Source organism: Elusimicrobiota bacterium (assembly GCA_016180815.1).
Classification (GTDB): domain Bacteria; phylum Elusimicrobiota; class Elusimicrobia; order JACQPE01; family JACQPE01; genus JACPAN01.
The window spans coordinates 70,605-84,632 of the sequence record JACPAN010000015.1; the positions used below are offsets into that span (position 1 = coordinate 70,605).

At 51.9% G+C, this 14,028-nt stretch carries 11 protein-coding genes, 3 tRNA genes, 1 other RNA gene and 1 pseudogene; 4 read left to right on the forward strand and 12 right to left on the reverse strand.

From position 1 onward, the window contains the following. Positions 1-33: 33 nt before the first annotated feature. Together HYT79_08220 and lhgO are read right to left on the reverse strand one after the other, a co-directional pair. Complete coding sequence (locus tag HYT79_08220; GenBank protein ID MBI2070577.1) at positions 34-2,115, reverse strand: LPS-assembly protein LptD; 2,082 nt, start codon at positions 2,113-2,115, stop codon at positions 34-36. Continuing rightward, entirely contained in the window at positions 2,112-3,356 is a 1,245-nt protein-coding gene (lhgO, locus tag HYT79_08225; protein MBI2070578.1) for an L-2-hydroxyglutarate oxidase, read from the reverse strand. The genes HYT79_08220 and lhgO overlap by 4 nt, the downstream gene beginning before the upstream one ends. A 45-nt stretch (positions 3,357-3,401) precedes the next feature. On the opposite strand from lhgO, the gene HYT79_08230 reads away from it, so the two are divergent. Further along, entirely contained in the window at positions 3,402-4,208 is an 807-nt protein-coding gene (locus HYT79_08230) for a hypothetical protein (protein ID MBI2070579.1), read from the forward strand. Positions 4,209-4,216: 8 nt separating this feature from the next. Here HYT79_08230 and HYT79_08235 read toward each other — a convergent pair. Then, positions 4,217-4,303: transfer RNA gene (locus HYT79_08235), tRNA-Ser, on the reverse strand. A gap of 174 nt (positions 4,304-4,477) precedes the next feature. On the opposite strand from HYT79_08235, the gene HYT79_08240 reads away from it, so the two are divergent. The 3 genes from HYT79_08240 (at position 4,478) to HYT79_08250 (ending at position 6,187) form a co-directional block, all read left to right on the forward strand. Continuing rightward, a tRNA-Ser gene (locus HYT79_08240) sits at positions 4,478-4,567 on the forward strand. 28 nt (positions 4,568-4,595) lie between these two features. Continuing rightward, complete coding sequence (locus HYT79_08245) at positions 4,596-5,018, forward strand: hypothetical protein (GenBank protein MBI2070580.1); 423 nt, start codon at positions 4,596-4,598, stop codon at positions 5,016-5,018. Next, a complete protein-coding gene (locus HYT79_08250; protein MBI2070581.1) occupies positions 5,018-6,187 on the forward strand; it encodes a hypothetical protein in 1,170 nt (389 codons plus the stop codon). Before HYT79_08245 ends, HYT79_08250 begins: the two co-directional genes overlap by 1 nt. A gap of 2 nt (positions 6,188-6,189) precedes the next feature. On the opposite strand, the gene ssrA is transcribed toward HYT79_08250, so the two are convergent. The 9 genes and pseudogenes from ssrA to HYT79_08295 form a co-directional block, all read right to left on the reverse strand. Beyond that, positions 6,190-6,549, reverse strand: a transfer-messenger RNA (tmRNA) gene (gene ssrA, locus HYT79_08255). A gap of 66 nt (positions 6,550-6,615) precedes the next feature. Then, positions 6,616-6,702 (reverse strand) — tRNA-Tyr (locus HYT79_08260). A 171-nt stretch (positions 6,703-6,873) separates the two neighbouring features. Next, a pseudogene (locus HYT79_08265) lies at positions 6,874-7,848 on the reverse strand (site-specific integrase). Positions 7,849-7,857: 9 nt separating this feature from the next. Continuing rightward, positions 7,858-8,073 (reverse strand): excisionase family DNA-binding protein, encoded by a 216-nt coding sequence (locus HYT79_08270; GenBank protein ID MBI2070582.1) that lies wholly within the window; start codon positions 8,071-8,073, stop codon positions 7,858-7,860. Between the two features lie 9 nt (positions 8,074-8,082). Beyond that, positions 8,083-9,468, reverse strand: coding sequence for a hypothetical protein (locus HYT79_08275; protein MBI2070583.1), 1,386 nt, complete (start codon positions 9,466-9,468; stop codon positions 8,083-8,085). A 450-nt stretch (positions 9,469-9,918) separates the two neighbouring features. Further along, the gene (locus HYT79_08280) at positions 9,919-10,662 is read right to left on the reverse strand and encodes a hypothetical protein (GenBank protein ID MBI2070584.1); all 744 of its coding nucleotides are present in this window, start codon (positions 10,660-10,662) and stop codon (positions 9,919-9,921) included. A gap of 108 nt (positions 10,663-10,770) precedes the next feature. After that, entirely contained in the window at positions 10,771-11,490 is a 720-nt protein-coding gene (locus tag HYT79_08285) for a helix-turn-helix domain-containing protein (GenBank protein ID MBI2070585.1), read from the reverse strand. A gap of 166 nt (positions 11,491-11,656) precedes the next feature. Further along, a complete protein-coding gene (locus HYT79_08290) occupies positions 11,657-12,967 on the reverse strand; it encodes an adenylate/guanylate cyclase domain-containing protein (protein ID MBI2070586.1) in 1,311 nt (436 codons plus the stop codon). 146 nt (positions 12,968-13,113) lie between these two features. Further along, positions 13,114-14,022 (reverse strand): PorV/PorQ family protein, encoded by a 909-nt coding sequence (locus HYT79_08295; GenBank protein ID MBI2070587.1) that lies wholly within the window; start codon positions 14,020-14,022, stop codon positions 13,114-13,116. Between the last annotated feature and the right edge of the window lie 6 nt (positions 14,023-14,028).

A 14,028-nucleotide genomic window follows, 5' to 3' on the forward strand; every position in this document is an offset into this window, starting at 1 on the left:
ACGGCGAACGCGCAACCGGAACTTTCGATCAGGCTACTCGGTGGGCGGACGCCAGGGGAAAAACTCCTGCTCATTAAGCTGTTTCAAAAGTTTCTGCTCGGTCTGTTGGGCCAGCCTGAGCCTGATGGTGAAGAAAAATTCCCGGACATCCTTGCGGTGGCGGAAAACGAGGGTGAGAAAAAAATCGTGAAACCCGGGAACAATGACGAACTCTTTCTCGAACGTTTTGAGCGTTTCCCGTCTGGCGGAAAGCCCGGATACGATTTTAGACACGTAGATGCCCCTCCAGGTCACCTTAAAAATATGAAATAACGGCAATGATAGATTCGCGGTGACGGCCGGCATCACAATCCTGGGATCCGAATTGGCCCATTGAAAATTCCCCGTCACCATTTGACGGCCGGCGGCCTGGGTCAAGGTGACCGTGTGCGTGTATTTTCTGTTGAACACTTCGTAAGTCGTGCCTAGGTTCCAGCTCGAACCGATCAACGGCGACAGCGACAATGTCCCCCACACAGGATCAAGGTTCTGGGTCCAATGGATCAATTTTGTTCCCGGGATCGTGGGAAAGTTATAGCCGGTTCGCGCGTAAATATTGGCGTTCCAAAAAGGCAGGCGGCTCATTTGCTGGGCGTCAAGTTTTTTCTGAGCCACGCCCCGGTCGGCGGCCTGGGTATCCTGTCTTAGGCTGTCTTTTTCCGAACGCAGCCGGTGCGTGTACGTAAACGAAAGGTCGAGGATGTCATGCGGAGCCATGCGCAAGCTGGCATTGCCGCCGTAGCCGCTTTGCTTGGTCGAACGCAAATCAGTGAGCGAAAGCGCGCTCTGATAACTGTGATCGAAAAACGCGCCGATGGTTCCGTTGATGAACGAAACAAACGGCATCCCCCAGGGACGAAAAACGCTGGCCGAGCCCGTATCCTGCCAACGATCAAAAGGCAGTTCTTCAAAACTGCTTCGCGAACGCATGCGCGCCAGCGTTGTATTGCCCTGAATAAAAAGAAGCCCGCCGGCCAAAGGCTGCGGATGTAAAACTCCCTCCAACCCGGGCAAAGTCTGCGTCGTGCTGCGGAAACGCCCTTCCTTTTGATCAAACCCCCAGATATCGCTGTAGAAAGAACGAATTTGAAAATTTCTTCGGCTCCAGCTCACGGCCATTGAGGAATTCAGCGCGGGCATGACGCGCTCGGGGTTGTCCTTGTTATAAAGATTATTGAAGGCCGGATCCCGCTGATACCGAAACGTGCCTTGCGTAGACAAGCCGGGCACGATTTCATAATAACCGTCGCCGCGCGCATCCCATTGACGCAAGCCGCTGGGCTCCCTAATCGTGTAAAGGTACAGGGAGCCTTTTCTGCTCTCCGACTCACGAAAAAGAAACTCCGGACCGCCGCCGATGCCCAATTTGCCGAAATAATCGACATGAGTCCGCAGATAAAGCTTGTCCCCGGCCAGCGGGAACGCGATCACGGAACGCAGAAATTGCCCGTCGCGGCCGTTTTGCCCGGGGTTTAAATACAGCGTGGGCCGCGCTTTCTGGGTCAAGGACTTCGTGTAATACGGCCAATACCAAAAAGGCACCGGGCCGATGTGAAAAACCGCATGTTGAAATGCGGCTTTGCGCCCGGGCCGGATCGTCCCTTTCCAGGCCCAGATATGATAGTCAGGATCGAGTTTGTCGCACGAGGTGAATCGGACGCGGCGCACATAATACTTTTCTGTGGTTCCCCGAAGGTCCTTGGCCTGGAAGCGCCAAGGTGATTGCTTAAAAACGCCGCGCACGCCGGAGGGCCAATGGGCTGTTTCCGAAGAAATATAGGCCTCCAAGTATTCCCCCCTTAACACGATGTTTGGATCGTCAAAAACAACGGAGCCCGTGGCCACGGCAACGCCCGAATTAGCGTCATAAACCAACGATTGGCCGCTGACGCTCTGCGACCCGCGGGATAAATTAAACCCGTCCCAAAAATAGACGCGACCCTGTTTCTCATCATGAACCAAAACGCCGGCTTCAAAAGGCACGGCTGATGTGGAAAGAACGACCTCCGAAGCTGCTGCGACGCCGGGGCCCAACAAGAGGCCGGCCGCTATCCGGACAAATGCCGAGCGCCTCACGCTGCAAAAGCCGCTGCGGTCCGAGCGATATGCTCGGCAAAAGGAAGCGATGACGTCATCCCCGGAGAAACCGCGTTTAAAATATGCACGGACGCGCCCCGGGTTTCCACGACAATATCGTCCACCAATTCGCCCTGGCGATTAACGAGTTGGGCCCGGTTTCCGGCGGAACCCGGAATCAAATCATCCATCCGGCAACCCTTCACCAGCCTGGCCGCTTCTTGAAAAAAACGCCGCCGTGACAACGAAACGGCCATTTGCCTGCGGGCGGCCTGCCGGAACTCGGGGTTGCCCAACATGCGCCAAAAAGGCGCGGTTGCCACCATGGCCAATGTTTCGCCGACATGAATATCCGTCGCGCGGTAGGATTCACGGCCGAACGCCAGCACGGCGTTGGGGCCGACGGCCAAGCCGCCGTCTATTTTTTTTGTCCAATGAACGCCGAGAAAAGGATAGCGCGTATCCGGCGCCGGGTAAATCATGGAACGGACGCAACCCGCTTTTTCCGGCCGAATCTTATAGTACTCTCCTCGAAACGGAATAATGGCGTAACCCGCGCCCACGCCCAACTGGCGGGCGATGACATCCGCGTACAACCCGGCCGCATTGATAAGAATTTTTGAACGCACGCGGGTCGCGCCCGATGGAGAATACACTGCGGCTTCATAACCTTTTCCGGTTTCTTCAAGACTCGTGATTTTATGCTCATAAAAAAACCGCACGCCCGCCTCGGTTGCCTCGGCTGCCAACCGCCGAACCAACGCGCCGCTGTCCACAATGCCTCCGGTGGGCGCATGAAGGGCGGCGATGCCCAATGCGTTGGGTTCCAGCGCGCGCAATTCGGACCCGCTTAGCAGCCGAAGCCCCTCCACCCCGTTGTCCTGTCCCCGTTTCAAGAGCTCTTCAAGAACGGCGATCTCCCGTTGCTCCGCGGCCACCACCAACGTTCCTAAGACCTGCAAAGGAACTTTCCCCTGGGCGCCCAGCGCGCGCAAGCGGCGATTCCCCTCCACGCATAGCTTGGCTTTGAATGTTCCGGGCTTTTGATTGAACCCGGCATGCACCACACCCGAATTTCGGCCGCTGGTGTGGCGCGCCGGTCCGGGCTCTTTTTCAAGAACGGCAACGGCCCATTTCGGGCGCTGAAGCGCCAATTCTCTGGCGATCGCCGTGCCGATAACGCCGGCGCCCACAACGACGACGTCAAACATCCTATTGCCGTTCATGTAAAAATGGGTCACGGTATGTGTATGCCTATCAGGTATAGGATTTTATAAGTTAGGGATATGAAATTGGTCCGGCCGTATTTTCTCGCAGCGGCGGCTTTTTTTCTGGCGACGCCGGCTTTTGCGCAAACGCAAACCCTCCAAACCCAATGGCGGCAATCGGAAACGCCTCATTTCAAATTCTTCTATGAAGGCCGGGCCCTGCCGTCGGGACTAAGCATTGGATTCGAACGCCTTCATGGAAAACTCCGCCTGCACCTGGGGCTTTTGGCTCCCTGGATCGGCAAAGAAAAAATTAATGTTTACCTGTATCAAACCGAAGCGAGTTATAAGGCCGGTGAATTCAAGCCGCCGTCCTGGTCCAAAGGCGTTTCCCGCTATCAAACCAGAACCGTCGTGCTTTACGAAGACAAAGATCAAGAAGTCTTTTTTCAAACGGCGGTCCATGAAATGACCCACCTGCTGTTCACCGGGTTTTTCCGGGAAAAAAATTCGGATGCCCCGCGCTGGTTGGAAGAAGGCATTGCCATGCTCATGGAAGATTTGGCTGGCGCGGATGAAAAAAACGCGCCCTGGCTGTCCTATATGAAAAGAAAAAATTCTTGGACCCCCCAGGCGCTGGGAGCGTTCATGGGTTCCGAGCCCAAAGAAAGCGCCTCCAGCAAAGAGGCCGGGGACTGGTACGTTCAGGCTTATTCCATCGGCCGCTTCCTATTCAACCGGGGAAAGCTCCCTTTTAAAGTGTTCTGCGACAAATTACGCTCGGGTGAATCGGAAACAAAAGCCTTCTGGTCGGCCTATCGGTACAAGGATGCGCAAGCCCTGCAAACGGCTTGGCTGGACTGGCTCAAACAACAACAAAAATAACTGCGATTCGGAAGGGGTGGGATTCGAACCCACGAGGGCTGTTACACCCTACCGGTTTTCAAGACCGGCGCCATCAACCGCTCGGCCACCCTTCCACTAAAACCTAACGCCGCGCTTGCGCCCGGACACGGGGACGCCGGCGCAAGACGACAATAAAAATACCCGCAGCGCCGTCGCTCATGTTTTTTTCCGTCTAAAAAATACGCGCATCGAATTTTCCCCGCTTTGACGTCAAATAGGTAGAATTGATACTAAATTCTAGCTGATCTGGAGAGGTGGCCGAGCGGTTGATGGCGGCGGCTTGCTAAGCCGTTATACGTCGTAAAGGCGTATCGAGGGTTCGAATCCCTCCCTCTCCGAAGCAGATCGGCCGACGAGGGGAAATTTATGGAACTTGATTTCGCTTTTCTCGCGGATTCGGCGGAAGTGACGGGCGGCAAGCTTTATGTTTTAGGCGGCGCTTTCGATACCATCTGGGTCAAAGAGTCCCCGGTCACCTTACCGCGCATGACGCTGGTCATGCGTTTTCTGATGACCCCGGCTGAAACCGGCCGGGAACATCGCCTTGAAATCATGATTATCGATGAAGACGGCCGGAAAATCGTCAATCTCTCCAGCGGCATCAATGTGGAACGCGCGCCGAATCTGGGCCCGGGCGTTAAACAATCCGTACCCATTGCCTTGAACTTTTTCAACACTCGCTTTGAAAAAATCGGCGCCCATGCCATTGAAATTTTAGTCAACGGCACGAGCTTAAAAAGCATCCCGCTTAAAATCCAACAACAGCCCCTTTCCAGGGCCAATGCCTGATGCGACCCATCGGGCTTTTATTCGTCGCCCTAGTTTTCATCGCCCGCCCATCGACGGCCACTGAAATCAATCTCCTGGGCGAAACCGGGCGCTCCAGCCTAGCCGCTGTTCTTAACGAAGAGGAAGACGGCGACGAATTTTCGTTCTGGAGAAACCGCTTCAGTTTTGCTCAAGGCGACGATAAAGCCAAACTCCGCTTAACGGCCGAACGTAGACAACGGGAGTATGTGTCGCGAACAAACGATTTCGTCGCCGGCCGGTTGGAACTGGATGCTTGGCGTAAATCCGCTTGGGCCGGACGAACGCTGAAATGGGGAACCGGCGTCGCCTTCAGCCAAAAATTATTCCGCGCGGCGGCCGCCCGCAATTGGCGGGAAGGCGGCGGCCGATTTTTCGTCGAAGACATGAACGGCTGGGAAGGCGCTGTTGCCGTCAAACGCTACGATTTCTCCAACGACCGCGACGAAAGCAAATTGGGCCTGACATTGGGGCGGTCTCTTGAACACGGGCCGTTCAACTTTTCCGGGCGCGTTTTATCCGAGCGCCATTGGGCCGGAGAACGCCTAAAGTTCAAGCAAGAAGGGCGCGCTTCGGCCGGATGGAAGCCCGGCTTCGCTCATTGGAACAACTCTCATGTTTTAATCAGCGGCGGCCAGCGCGACACAAAGCAACTGGCTGAAGACCGGGACGACAATATCGATTTTTCCTTCTGGGAATTAGAGTGGCGCAACAGCCACTTCATTCGCCCGGACCACAAAGTTTCCTGGGCGCTGAGCTGGAAAGAAAAAGACGATAAGGACGGTTTCTTTTCTCATCGCGGCAACAGTTTCCGGGCGGCCTGGGACTGGCATCCGGAACAACGCCTTATTTCCCGGATCACTCCGCGAGTCGAATGGAAAAAAATGACGTTCCAGGAACGCCCTCTCTTCAGCTACAGTAAAACAACGGCCGGGCTTGGGCTTGCGGCGCCTCTTCCCGACGGCTGGCGGGCCGCCGGCCATGCCGCTTTGGATTTTTATGAATTTCCGGATCAACAGGCCCGCCGCCGAATCCCTTCCGGCGAACTGATCTTGGAGCGGCCGTTGGGCGACAACGCCGACGTTTCCCTGGGCACCCGCATCAGGCATTCCCTGGCCTCATTTACGGCCAATATCGGTTTTTCGTTTTAAAACAGTGGAGGTGGCCGGAATCGAACCGGCGTCCGAAAGCCTCACCCCGCAACATTTACAGGTTTAGTCCCCAGTTATACTTCGCGACCCCCCTGGGAACGGGGTTGACCGCGAAGGCGCCTTATGTTGTCGGAAGCGGCCGGAGGCTGCTTGACTCACCGATTCCCTAGCCTTCTAAATGACGCTCTGACCGGGCTAGAAGGCGTTACCCGGGGAGCGCAGGCTGAACCGCGGTTTAAGCGGCAGCCCAAGCGTACCCGACGTTATCGGCAGGTACAGTTTTGGCCGATTTTTACCTAGCCTCGGCCAACTAGGACCTGAAGTTGCGTAGGATCCGCTCCCGTCGAACCCTGTGCACCCCCGCGCTCATCCCGAAAAAGAAGGAGGGCGGGAATTCACAATCATTCTTATTTTAACAAGGAAAAGGGTGGTGGCCAGGAGAGGATTCGAACCTCCGTAGGGCATGGCCCGCCGGTTTTACAGACCGGTGCATTTAGCCGCTCTGCCACCTGGCCGAAACTGCTAAACCCCCTGATTTCCAGGGGATTTTCTAAATCTTTTCCGCTCCCGTCACTAGCGCTTTTTGCTCCAGGTGGCATTAGGGTGTCTTTTTGAGAAGTAATTTCAACATTCCCTAAGCCTCCCAGGCTGTCTAAAACCCGAACGGCGCGCGCCTTATGCTCCGGCGAAAGATGCGCGTAACGCTGAGTCATTCGAAAACCGCTTTTGTGTCCCAGAAGCTCCCCGATCGTGGAAAGATCGATACCGCGCATCACGAGTTGCGATGCGAACGTATGCCTTAAATCGTGAAATCGAAAATCCCGGATGCCGGAGAGCTTGAGGGCCTTCTCAAACTGCGTCCTAATCCTACCAAAACGGCTCTCTTTTTTTCCCTTGCCGCTGACAAACACATAGGGTGAGTCCGGTTGTTTTACAACCGCCCGCAGAATTCGCATGAGCGGAAGGCTCATGGGAATAACCCTGGCCCCCTTGTTTTTGCTGTCCCGCACGAAAATGAGCCCATTTTTAAAATCCACGTCGTCCCAGGCCAGATTCAATATCTCTCCCAATCTCATGCCCGAATGAATCGCGCAGATAACAATGGGGCGCAACCACTCGCAGGAGCACGAAACCAAAGAGGCAATGTCCCCTGCTTCCAAAAATCTGGTTCGCATATTGTTTTCCTTAAAAAACGGAACCGCCCTGACCGGATTTTCCTTGGCCTTGCCCCAAACCACAGCCCTCGAATACATAGTTTTTAAAACGGAAAGTTCGCGGTTGACACGTGCGCCGGAAACCTCCGTGCGCCGGACGGCTTTGTACCCCTCGATTTTAAGCGGCGTTATTTCGTCAAGAAAGCAGTTTCCAAAATGCCCCATGAGCTTATTCAAGATAATCTCATCATCGCGCCACGAACGCTTGTTGGGCTTGGCATGATTTTCTATATATAAAGCGATCATTTCCGCTAACGGAATACGCGCCTCTTTGACCTTGCCCAAAAACCGGCCCTCCGCTATCTCAACAATGCGCTTTTTCAAAATTTTCTGGGCCACAGTTTTATTGGGTCCGGCTTTTTCGCGAATTCTCCTGCCGTTAAAAACGTAATCAATGTAAAAATCCCAACAACCGCCGGTCTTATTCCACTTTCTGTAAACCGCCATAGCTAGATTTTACCTCCTGCGAGAGCTTTCATAATCAAATGGTTCAACGCTCTGCTCCTTAATCCAGCAGTCGATTCTTTCCAAATCAAAACGCACGGCGCGGCCAACCTTGACGAAGGGAATGGTCCGTTCATGAATATGCTGATAAATGGAGCCCTTGGTCATGCCCAGATAAGAAGCCGCCTCATCAACCGTTAAAAGCCGCTTCGTTGTCCTATCTTCCATATTGCGCTTTTATTGACGACAATTATCCCGTTGCTGGGCCACTAAACGAATAGCGGTTTTTTGGCCGGCGCAATCAATAACAGCGCCCCACCAAACAGCCTTGGCCGTGGCTTCATCGCGGCGGAGCAAGTAATAATGATGGGCTGATCGCACGCTTTGATAAATAACCCCGCTTTTAAATCCAACGATCCCCAAAGCCCATGTAGCGATCACCGCCATACACGCTTGACCCCAGAGAAACCAAAGAAATACATGAAGGCCGTTTTCCATGTAGGGCCGCCGAGCTTGTTCAAAGAAAGTACGGGGCTTTTGAGTTAGGTCAGGAACGCTCAGCCGGGCCTGTTTTTCTTGATATTTTTTCATCACCCTATCTACAAAAACCCGGTAGTCCTCTTCTTCGTCTTTTTTAATCTGCGATTGGAGCGCCGCTGTTTTTTGCGTTAAATCAGCAGCGGCCGGTTCTTCATGAGCGCTGTGGCCGCTGCCGATTTCTTCTCCGGCCCGTGGCTCTTGCGGGGAATTCTCTTTCCCCGGCTCCGGCCCTACTGCCTCCGGCGACCAAGTTCTGTTCTGCGAGCCAAAACAATAGCTCCCCCCTTGAGCATCCCAAAGCAACCATTTACCGTTTTCAATAAGGTCCAAGGTCGTGAAATAAAAAAAGGGCACATCTGGGAAAGGGCCTTCAAGTCCATCCATTAAGAAGCCCCTCAAAGAATTAACCAGGTTCTGATCCTTGCAGATATACCAGGCAGCCTTGACCCCGCGCCAATGCGTGAGTTCTCTAAAGGCTTCTTTGAGTTTTTCTTTGTTCTTTAAGGTTAATTCGACTTCAATGGCTACCTGAAAACCCTCATCTTCCTTGGAACGCTTGAATCGGATCAATCCGTCAGGGACTTTCTTGTCCTTGGGGAATTGTTCCCAAATCATGCTTTCCGGCATATAGTCCGTAATCAATGAATTTTTGGACAGTATTAAGCGGACCCTCGAACAGGAAATGCTGTGATTAAAGACGACGGATTTGTATTGGCTTGGGTCAAAGCGGGAACGGACCCTTAGTTTTCCATGGCCTTCCAAAAGCTTGTATCCGGCCGGCGTAAAACAATACGCTTGTTTGGGCTTGCCGTAACTGTCGAAGGCGCGGAGAATGCCCTCGTCTTTAAGCTGGGCCAAAACCTTATAGGCATGGCTTTCATTGGAATAAATCAGCTTGGCTTCATGAATGGTTAAAAAGTCATGTTCCGCCATCACCCCCATTAAATCCAGCATCTTGGGGGTTATGGTTAATCGTTCCTTTTCCTTGCCCAGCTTTAAATCGTTGTTTTCTTTTAATCCGCCGTCCTCCTGAATCCCATTTCCTGAAGATTCCCTTTCTTTTGCTTTTCCCATTTCAATCATCTCTTCCTCAACCCCCATTCCTTAAACCTCAAAAACCCTGCCCCGCCCCCTGCCATGTTGGGCTTTTCGCCGATAGCACCAGGTCACAACACCATTGCACAGACCTGGTGGGTGGAGGGTGGTCAGTCTTCGCGCCAGCGAAGACTGACCACCCTCCACCGCGAAAAGACCGGCTTTAGATGGCAGGGGGCGGGGCAATAACACAATAAAACGAACAATTTGAATGACGCCAATGGTGTAAACCGCAGCAAGGGGGTACCGAGCAGTCTGCTGCCCTGGTTTGCAGGTTCTACGCCAATAGGATAAGTGGTACAAACCAGTGGTGGAAAAAACCGGACCTAATTCTAAGGTGGTCCTCTTGTTATAAAATGAAATGCGCTTGTGTTGATGCTTCGACATAAGTGTATAGTCGCCGGTTGCCGCCGGCGATTTTTTATTTAATTTGAATGCTCAGCCCGCCCCCTTATTTTTTGCAATTTTGTCTCCCATGCCTTCTTGGGCAATATTAAGAATCAGCGGGCTGTCGGCGGGGTCGCCCGTCTCATCAATGATATCTTGACTTTTGGTTCTTGGCGGTTTCTGAGCGATCTTGTCTAACCCCGCTGACGCGACCCACTGGGCAAGCTCTTTGACCTTGCTGGATAGATGCCGGCGCAACAGCTTTTCCGCGGCTTTTGAACCCTTCTTATCCAATCTTTTTTCCGCTTGCCACAAGACATCCCCTTCCAGACGCAACAAATAATCAATTATTTTTTTAAACAAATAATCCTTCAGTGTGTGGCCATCATTAAAAAAAACCGGAAATTCCCACACGTCCTTAGCCTCAAAGGTTCCATTTAAAATCAAGCGGTAGTATTCAGGAGGAAAGTTCTGCAGGATCGTGGCTATATTTCTAAAGGGAACGCGGTTTTTTTCATGCAACGTCAAAACGACGGCCAGGCGCTCCGTATGTTCGGGGTGCAGGTAATAAGACTTGTGTCCGCCTTTATGAACCGGCGGCGGAAGAAGCCTGTAGCCAGGCGAGCTGTAGAGCTGCAATGCGCGACGAGTGATCTTAAAGGGATAACGCCGGCGAAAAAGATGGATGAACTCATGATATTCCAAGAGGGCCTTGATGGGCTTTCCTGCGCTTGCCGACAAAATAGACCGGGCTGTTTTTATTGGTCGCGCAGAAAGATCGCCTTCAATGTGCATATGCTTAGCATTATGCAAATAGGTTGCATAAAAATCAACTCAACCTCTCATTAAGACCTCTGAACCAGTCACAAGCTGTGACCGGTTCAAAATGAAGCCTACAAATCCCTAGTTCAATAACGCGCTTTCTTTATCTAATGAGTCCAAGCTCTCCCTTGAGACGCGGGGTATGCCGTAAAAAGTGAATCTTCGGGGCTGCCGATCTACTTCAATGCAAAAGCGTGCCCGGCCAAGCAGTTTTCTTAGCTTATGAACTGTTCGCGAAACGGCTTGGTCGCTAATATCAGATTTATGCGCCCAGAGCTTGGCCTTAAGATCAGCCATGGAAAACTCGACTCCTTCATGCTCCATAAAAAACTTAAGAATCTCAAAGAGAGTGTTGCTTAACCGGCCTCGTAGAACGCCACGAACGAAAAAAATCTGGCTTTTTAGATCAAGGCATATAATTCCCGTCTCTAATTGATCAGGATCGGCATTATTATTTTTTAGTTTAGGAAGAATCTTTTTAAAGGACTCGTTTGCTTCTACATAGAACACAAGATAATCAATAATGGGTTTTTGGCGTGCATTTTTTTCTTTTGTTCCGGCCCATCGCCCCTCTTCTATATTGGCCAATCTTAAAAGAACTGCAACCAGCCGGACCCAACGCGTGAATGTTTCGAAGTTTATAAGCGTTCCGGCATCTCTCGTTTCAAAAAAAAGCATTGCTGCTGCTAGATAGACCAAGGGGGCTCTACAGTAAAGATGATGGGCCGTAAACAAAAATTCTCGCTCGCCCGGCGTTAATCCCTCAATAAGATCGTGAGATGAGTGGGCCTTCTTCATCATGCGGAATATCTTTCGGACCAGCAGAATATCTCCAGGTAGTCCAGGGGAGTGATATTGCCATAAATTCTTGAGCAACGAACCCAGGATGAATGGTTGTCTCTTCATATATTTAAACCGTATGGCGATTACAGCCGATGGCAATGAAGTACGACTGGCGCCCACTCCTCTATAACCGCGTGTGTGCTTTCCAGCCCCATTTTTTCACATCTAGATTGGACTGTTCAATAATCTGATCATATAGAGTGCTGACGGCGTTTTCAGATACCAAATTTTTGGGGTCGGTCCTCACTGTTGCACAAATATCTTTATCATAAACAAAGGGGCTTGGCGGCAGAGTTCTTCCGGGGGCCAGCTTTCGTTTGTAACCCGCGACATTGACTACCCATAGCATCACATTAATATCAACGGGTTCTGCTACCCGTAGGCATTCATCAAAATATCTTTTTGCGAAGTCCATGGCTTGAAGGAGAGGCCTTCTTGTGGCTTCAGGGTAGAATGCACCCTGCCAATCTGGCATGTTCCTCCAACTTGCATCAGCAAAAGCGAAGCCACCATGAGAGTAGAATTTTAAAAATTGAACTTTTTGAGACTCACGTTTTTCCGCGACAAAGAGGGTGAGTCGCTTACAACGGAAATCTTCGTCCTTAAAGACCTTGCTGCCAATAGGCAATGTAAGAAAATTTTCCATAATCCATGACTTGTGTTCACGGAGTCTAAACAAGTCTCCCAGTGGCATCGGGTGGGCGACAAAAGCAACGTGCATCCCCGATTCCTCGGCAAATGGCCACACAGGATCGAATTGTGTAAAGAAGGTGCGCCGCGGCCGCTCTGTTAGTGGAGGATTGACCGATTCCACAAGTCTCTTGAGAATTGTCCCGCCTGGTGTTGGAGATAGAGGAGAAACAAAGCTACCGTCTCTATCGGGAATATAAAGGTATATTTCTTGCGTTTCTAAAAGCCTCCCTACGTGCCTATACTGATCCCGCGCCTCTTTGGCAAGCGCCGAATATACGTCGCCAGGAAGGAGAAGGGCCGAGCCCGTCGAATGGTTCCGCGCCTCTTCTTCTAATCTGGCAGCCAAAACTGCTCCTGGATTACTAAATTGATCTACGTGCTGTGAAAAAAATCTTACCGGGGAGGATGCGGCACCGATGCGGAAGTGCTTATCGGGGATCTCCTTGCGAAGCCGATTCAGAATCATCCTGGACATTTCTTCACCGGATTGAATGAGGTGATCTTCGTCACCCTGCGTGCCGAGAAAGGCCATGGCTCCATCCCCTTGCCATGATCCCAAAATTCCACTCCTGGCGACAACTTCTTCATTGACGATTTTTGCGTATTTGCTTTGAAGGCTACGCATAGCCGCTGGGCTCGTATTTCTCAAAGTATGTTCACTGTTGAGCATGTCAATTCGCATGCAAAATATCTGCCCGTATTGGCCGTCAGGAATTCCAAAATCTGACTTGGTGGGATTCATCGCAAACCACATCCCCGTAACATCCCAACTATCACCTGATAGATGCCCTGCGCTTGGTCTTCACTATAACCTAGGTCCGTAATAGTCAATAATAGTCTAAACGGTATTGAAAAATTTTTAAGTCGAAATTCACGTCGCACGATACATCACCATCGCGCTGCCAGGCTCACCCGATGCGTATCCCCCAAGAGTCCAAAGGGTTTGAAAGCATAGTCAATTTGAGCCCCCATCAAACGGAAACCGACGCCTCCTGAGATTCCGTCGAGTCCGCTGTTGCGGGCCAACGGAGCCTGTTTGCCGAGGGCCGCAATATAGCCGCCGCGCAGGCTTAAGATCGGCAGGGCCTGATACTCGGTGCCGATATTAACACTGGTTTTATGGTTGATGAGTTGTTGTTTGACGTCCAAGGCTAAGGCGATGCCCATGGGGAGCCGGTAGCTTAAGCCTCCGGAAAGCGCGAGCGGCAACGGATCGCGCTGCTCGATAAATCGAATCCCTGGGCCTATGTTCTGCAGGGCTAGACCCAGGGATATGGGGGAATGGGAACGCGCGGAAATCATCAATCCCAGATCAAAAGCAAAGGTATCGGCTCTATAGCCTGCAATCTCGCTTTGAATAAGCTTGGTATTTAATCCCGCCTGGATAAAGCCTATTTTTCTGCCATAGCCCAAGGATAAGGATTGATCCTGGGCTTTGATCGATCCTGTTTTTTCTCTGTTTTGTCCCCTTGCCTCGGAAGCACCTTGAGACAGAACGCTGATAGAGCCCGCGAATGTCCCTATTTTCCCCGGATACCCGAACCCCAGGAAATTGTATTGACTGTCTAAAAGCCACTGAGAATACATAGCCCCTATCTCAGGCTGATTCATTAAAGCCAATCCCGCCGGGTTCCAGTGCAAAGAGGAAATGTCATTAGCTAAAGCCGTGTAGGCCCCGCCCATGCCCACGGGCCTGGCTCCCACCGGGATATTCAAAAACTCGGCCCCTGTTTTTTGAGTTGTTTGAGCAAAAAGGGATAAAGCCATGGTCAAAATCCAGGCTAAAGCAGCCAGCACAGCCCC

What these genes read in the sequence shown, in the direction of transcription:
- HYT79_08230 (MBI2070579.1), top strand. Translation starts at nt 3,402, where the DNA reads ATGAAATTGGTCCGGCCGTATTTTCTCGCAGCGGCGGCTTTTTTTCTG.
- HYT79_08245 (MBI2070580.1), top strand. Translation starts at nt 4,596, where the DNA reads ATGGAACTTGATTTCGCTTTTCTCGCGGATTCGGCGGAAGTGACGGGC.
- HYT79_08250 (MBI2070581.1), top strand. Translation starts at nt 5,018, where the DNA reads ATGCGACCCATCGGGCTTTTATTCGTCGCCCTAGTTTTCATCGCCCGC.
- HYT79_08270 (MBI2070582.1), bottom strand. Translation starts at nt 8,073, where the DNA reads ATGGAAGATAGGACAACGAAGCGGCTTTTAACGGTTGATGAGGCGGCT.
- HYT79_08275 (MBI2070583.1), bottom strand. Translation starts at nt 9,468, where the DNA reads ATGATTGAAATGGGAAAAGCAAAAGAAAGGGAATCTTCAGGAAATGGG.
- HYT79_08280 (MBI2070584.1), bottom strand. Translation starts at nt 10,662, where the DNA reads ATGCACATTGAAGGCGATCTTTCTGCGCGACCAATAAAAACAGCCCGG.
- HYT79_08285 (MBI2070585.1), bottom strand. Translation starts at nt 11,490, where the DNA reads ATGATGAAGAAGGCCCACTCATCTCACGATCTTATTGAGGGATTAACG.
- HYT79_08290 (MBI2070586.1), bottom strand. Translation starts at nt 12,967, where the DNA reads ATGAATCCCACCAAGTCAGATTTTGGAATTCCTGACGGCCAATACGGG.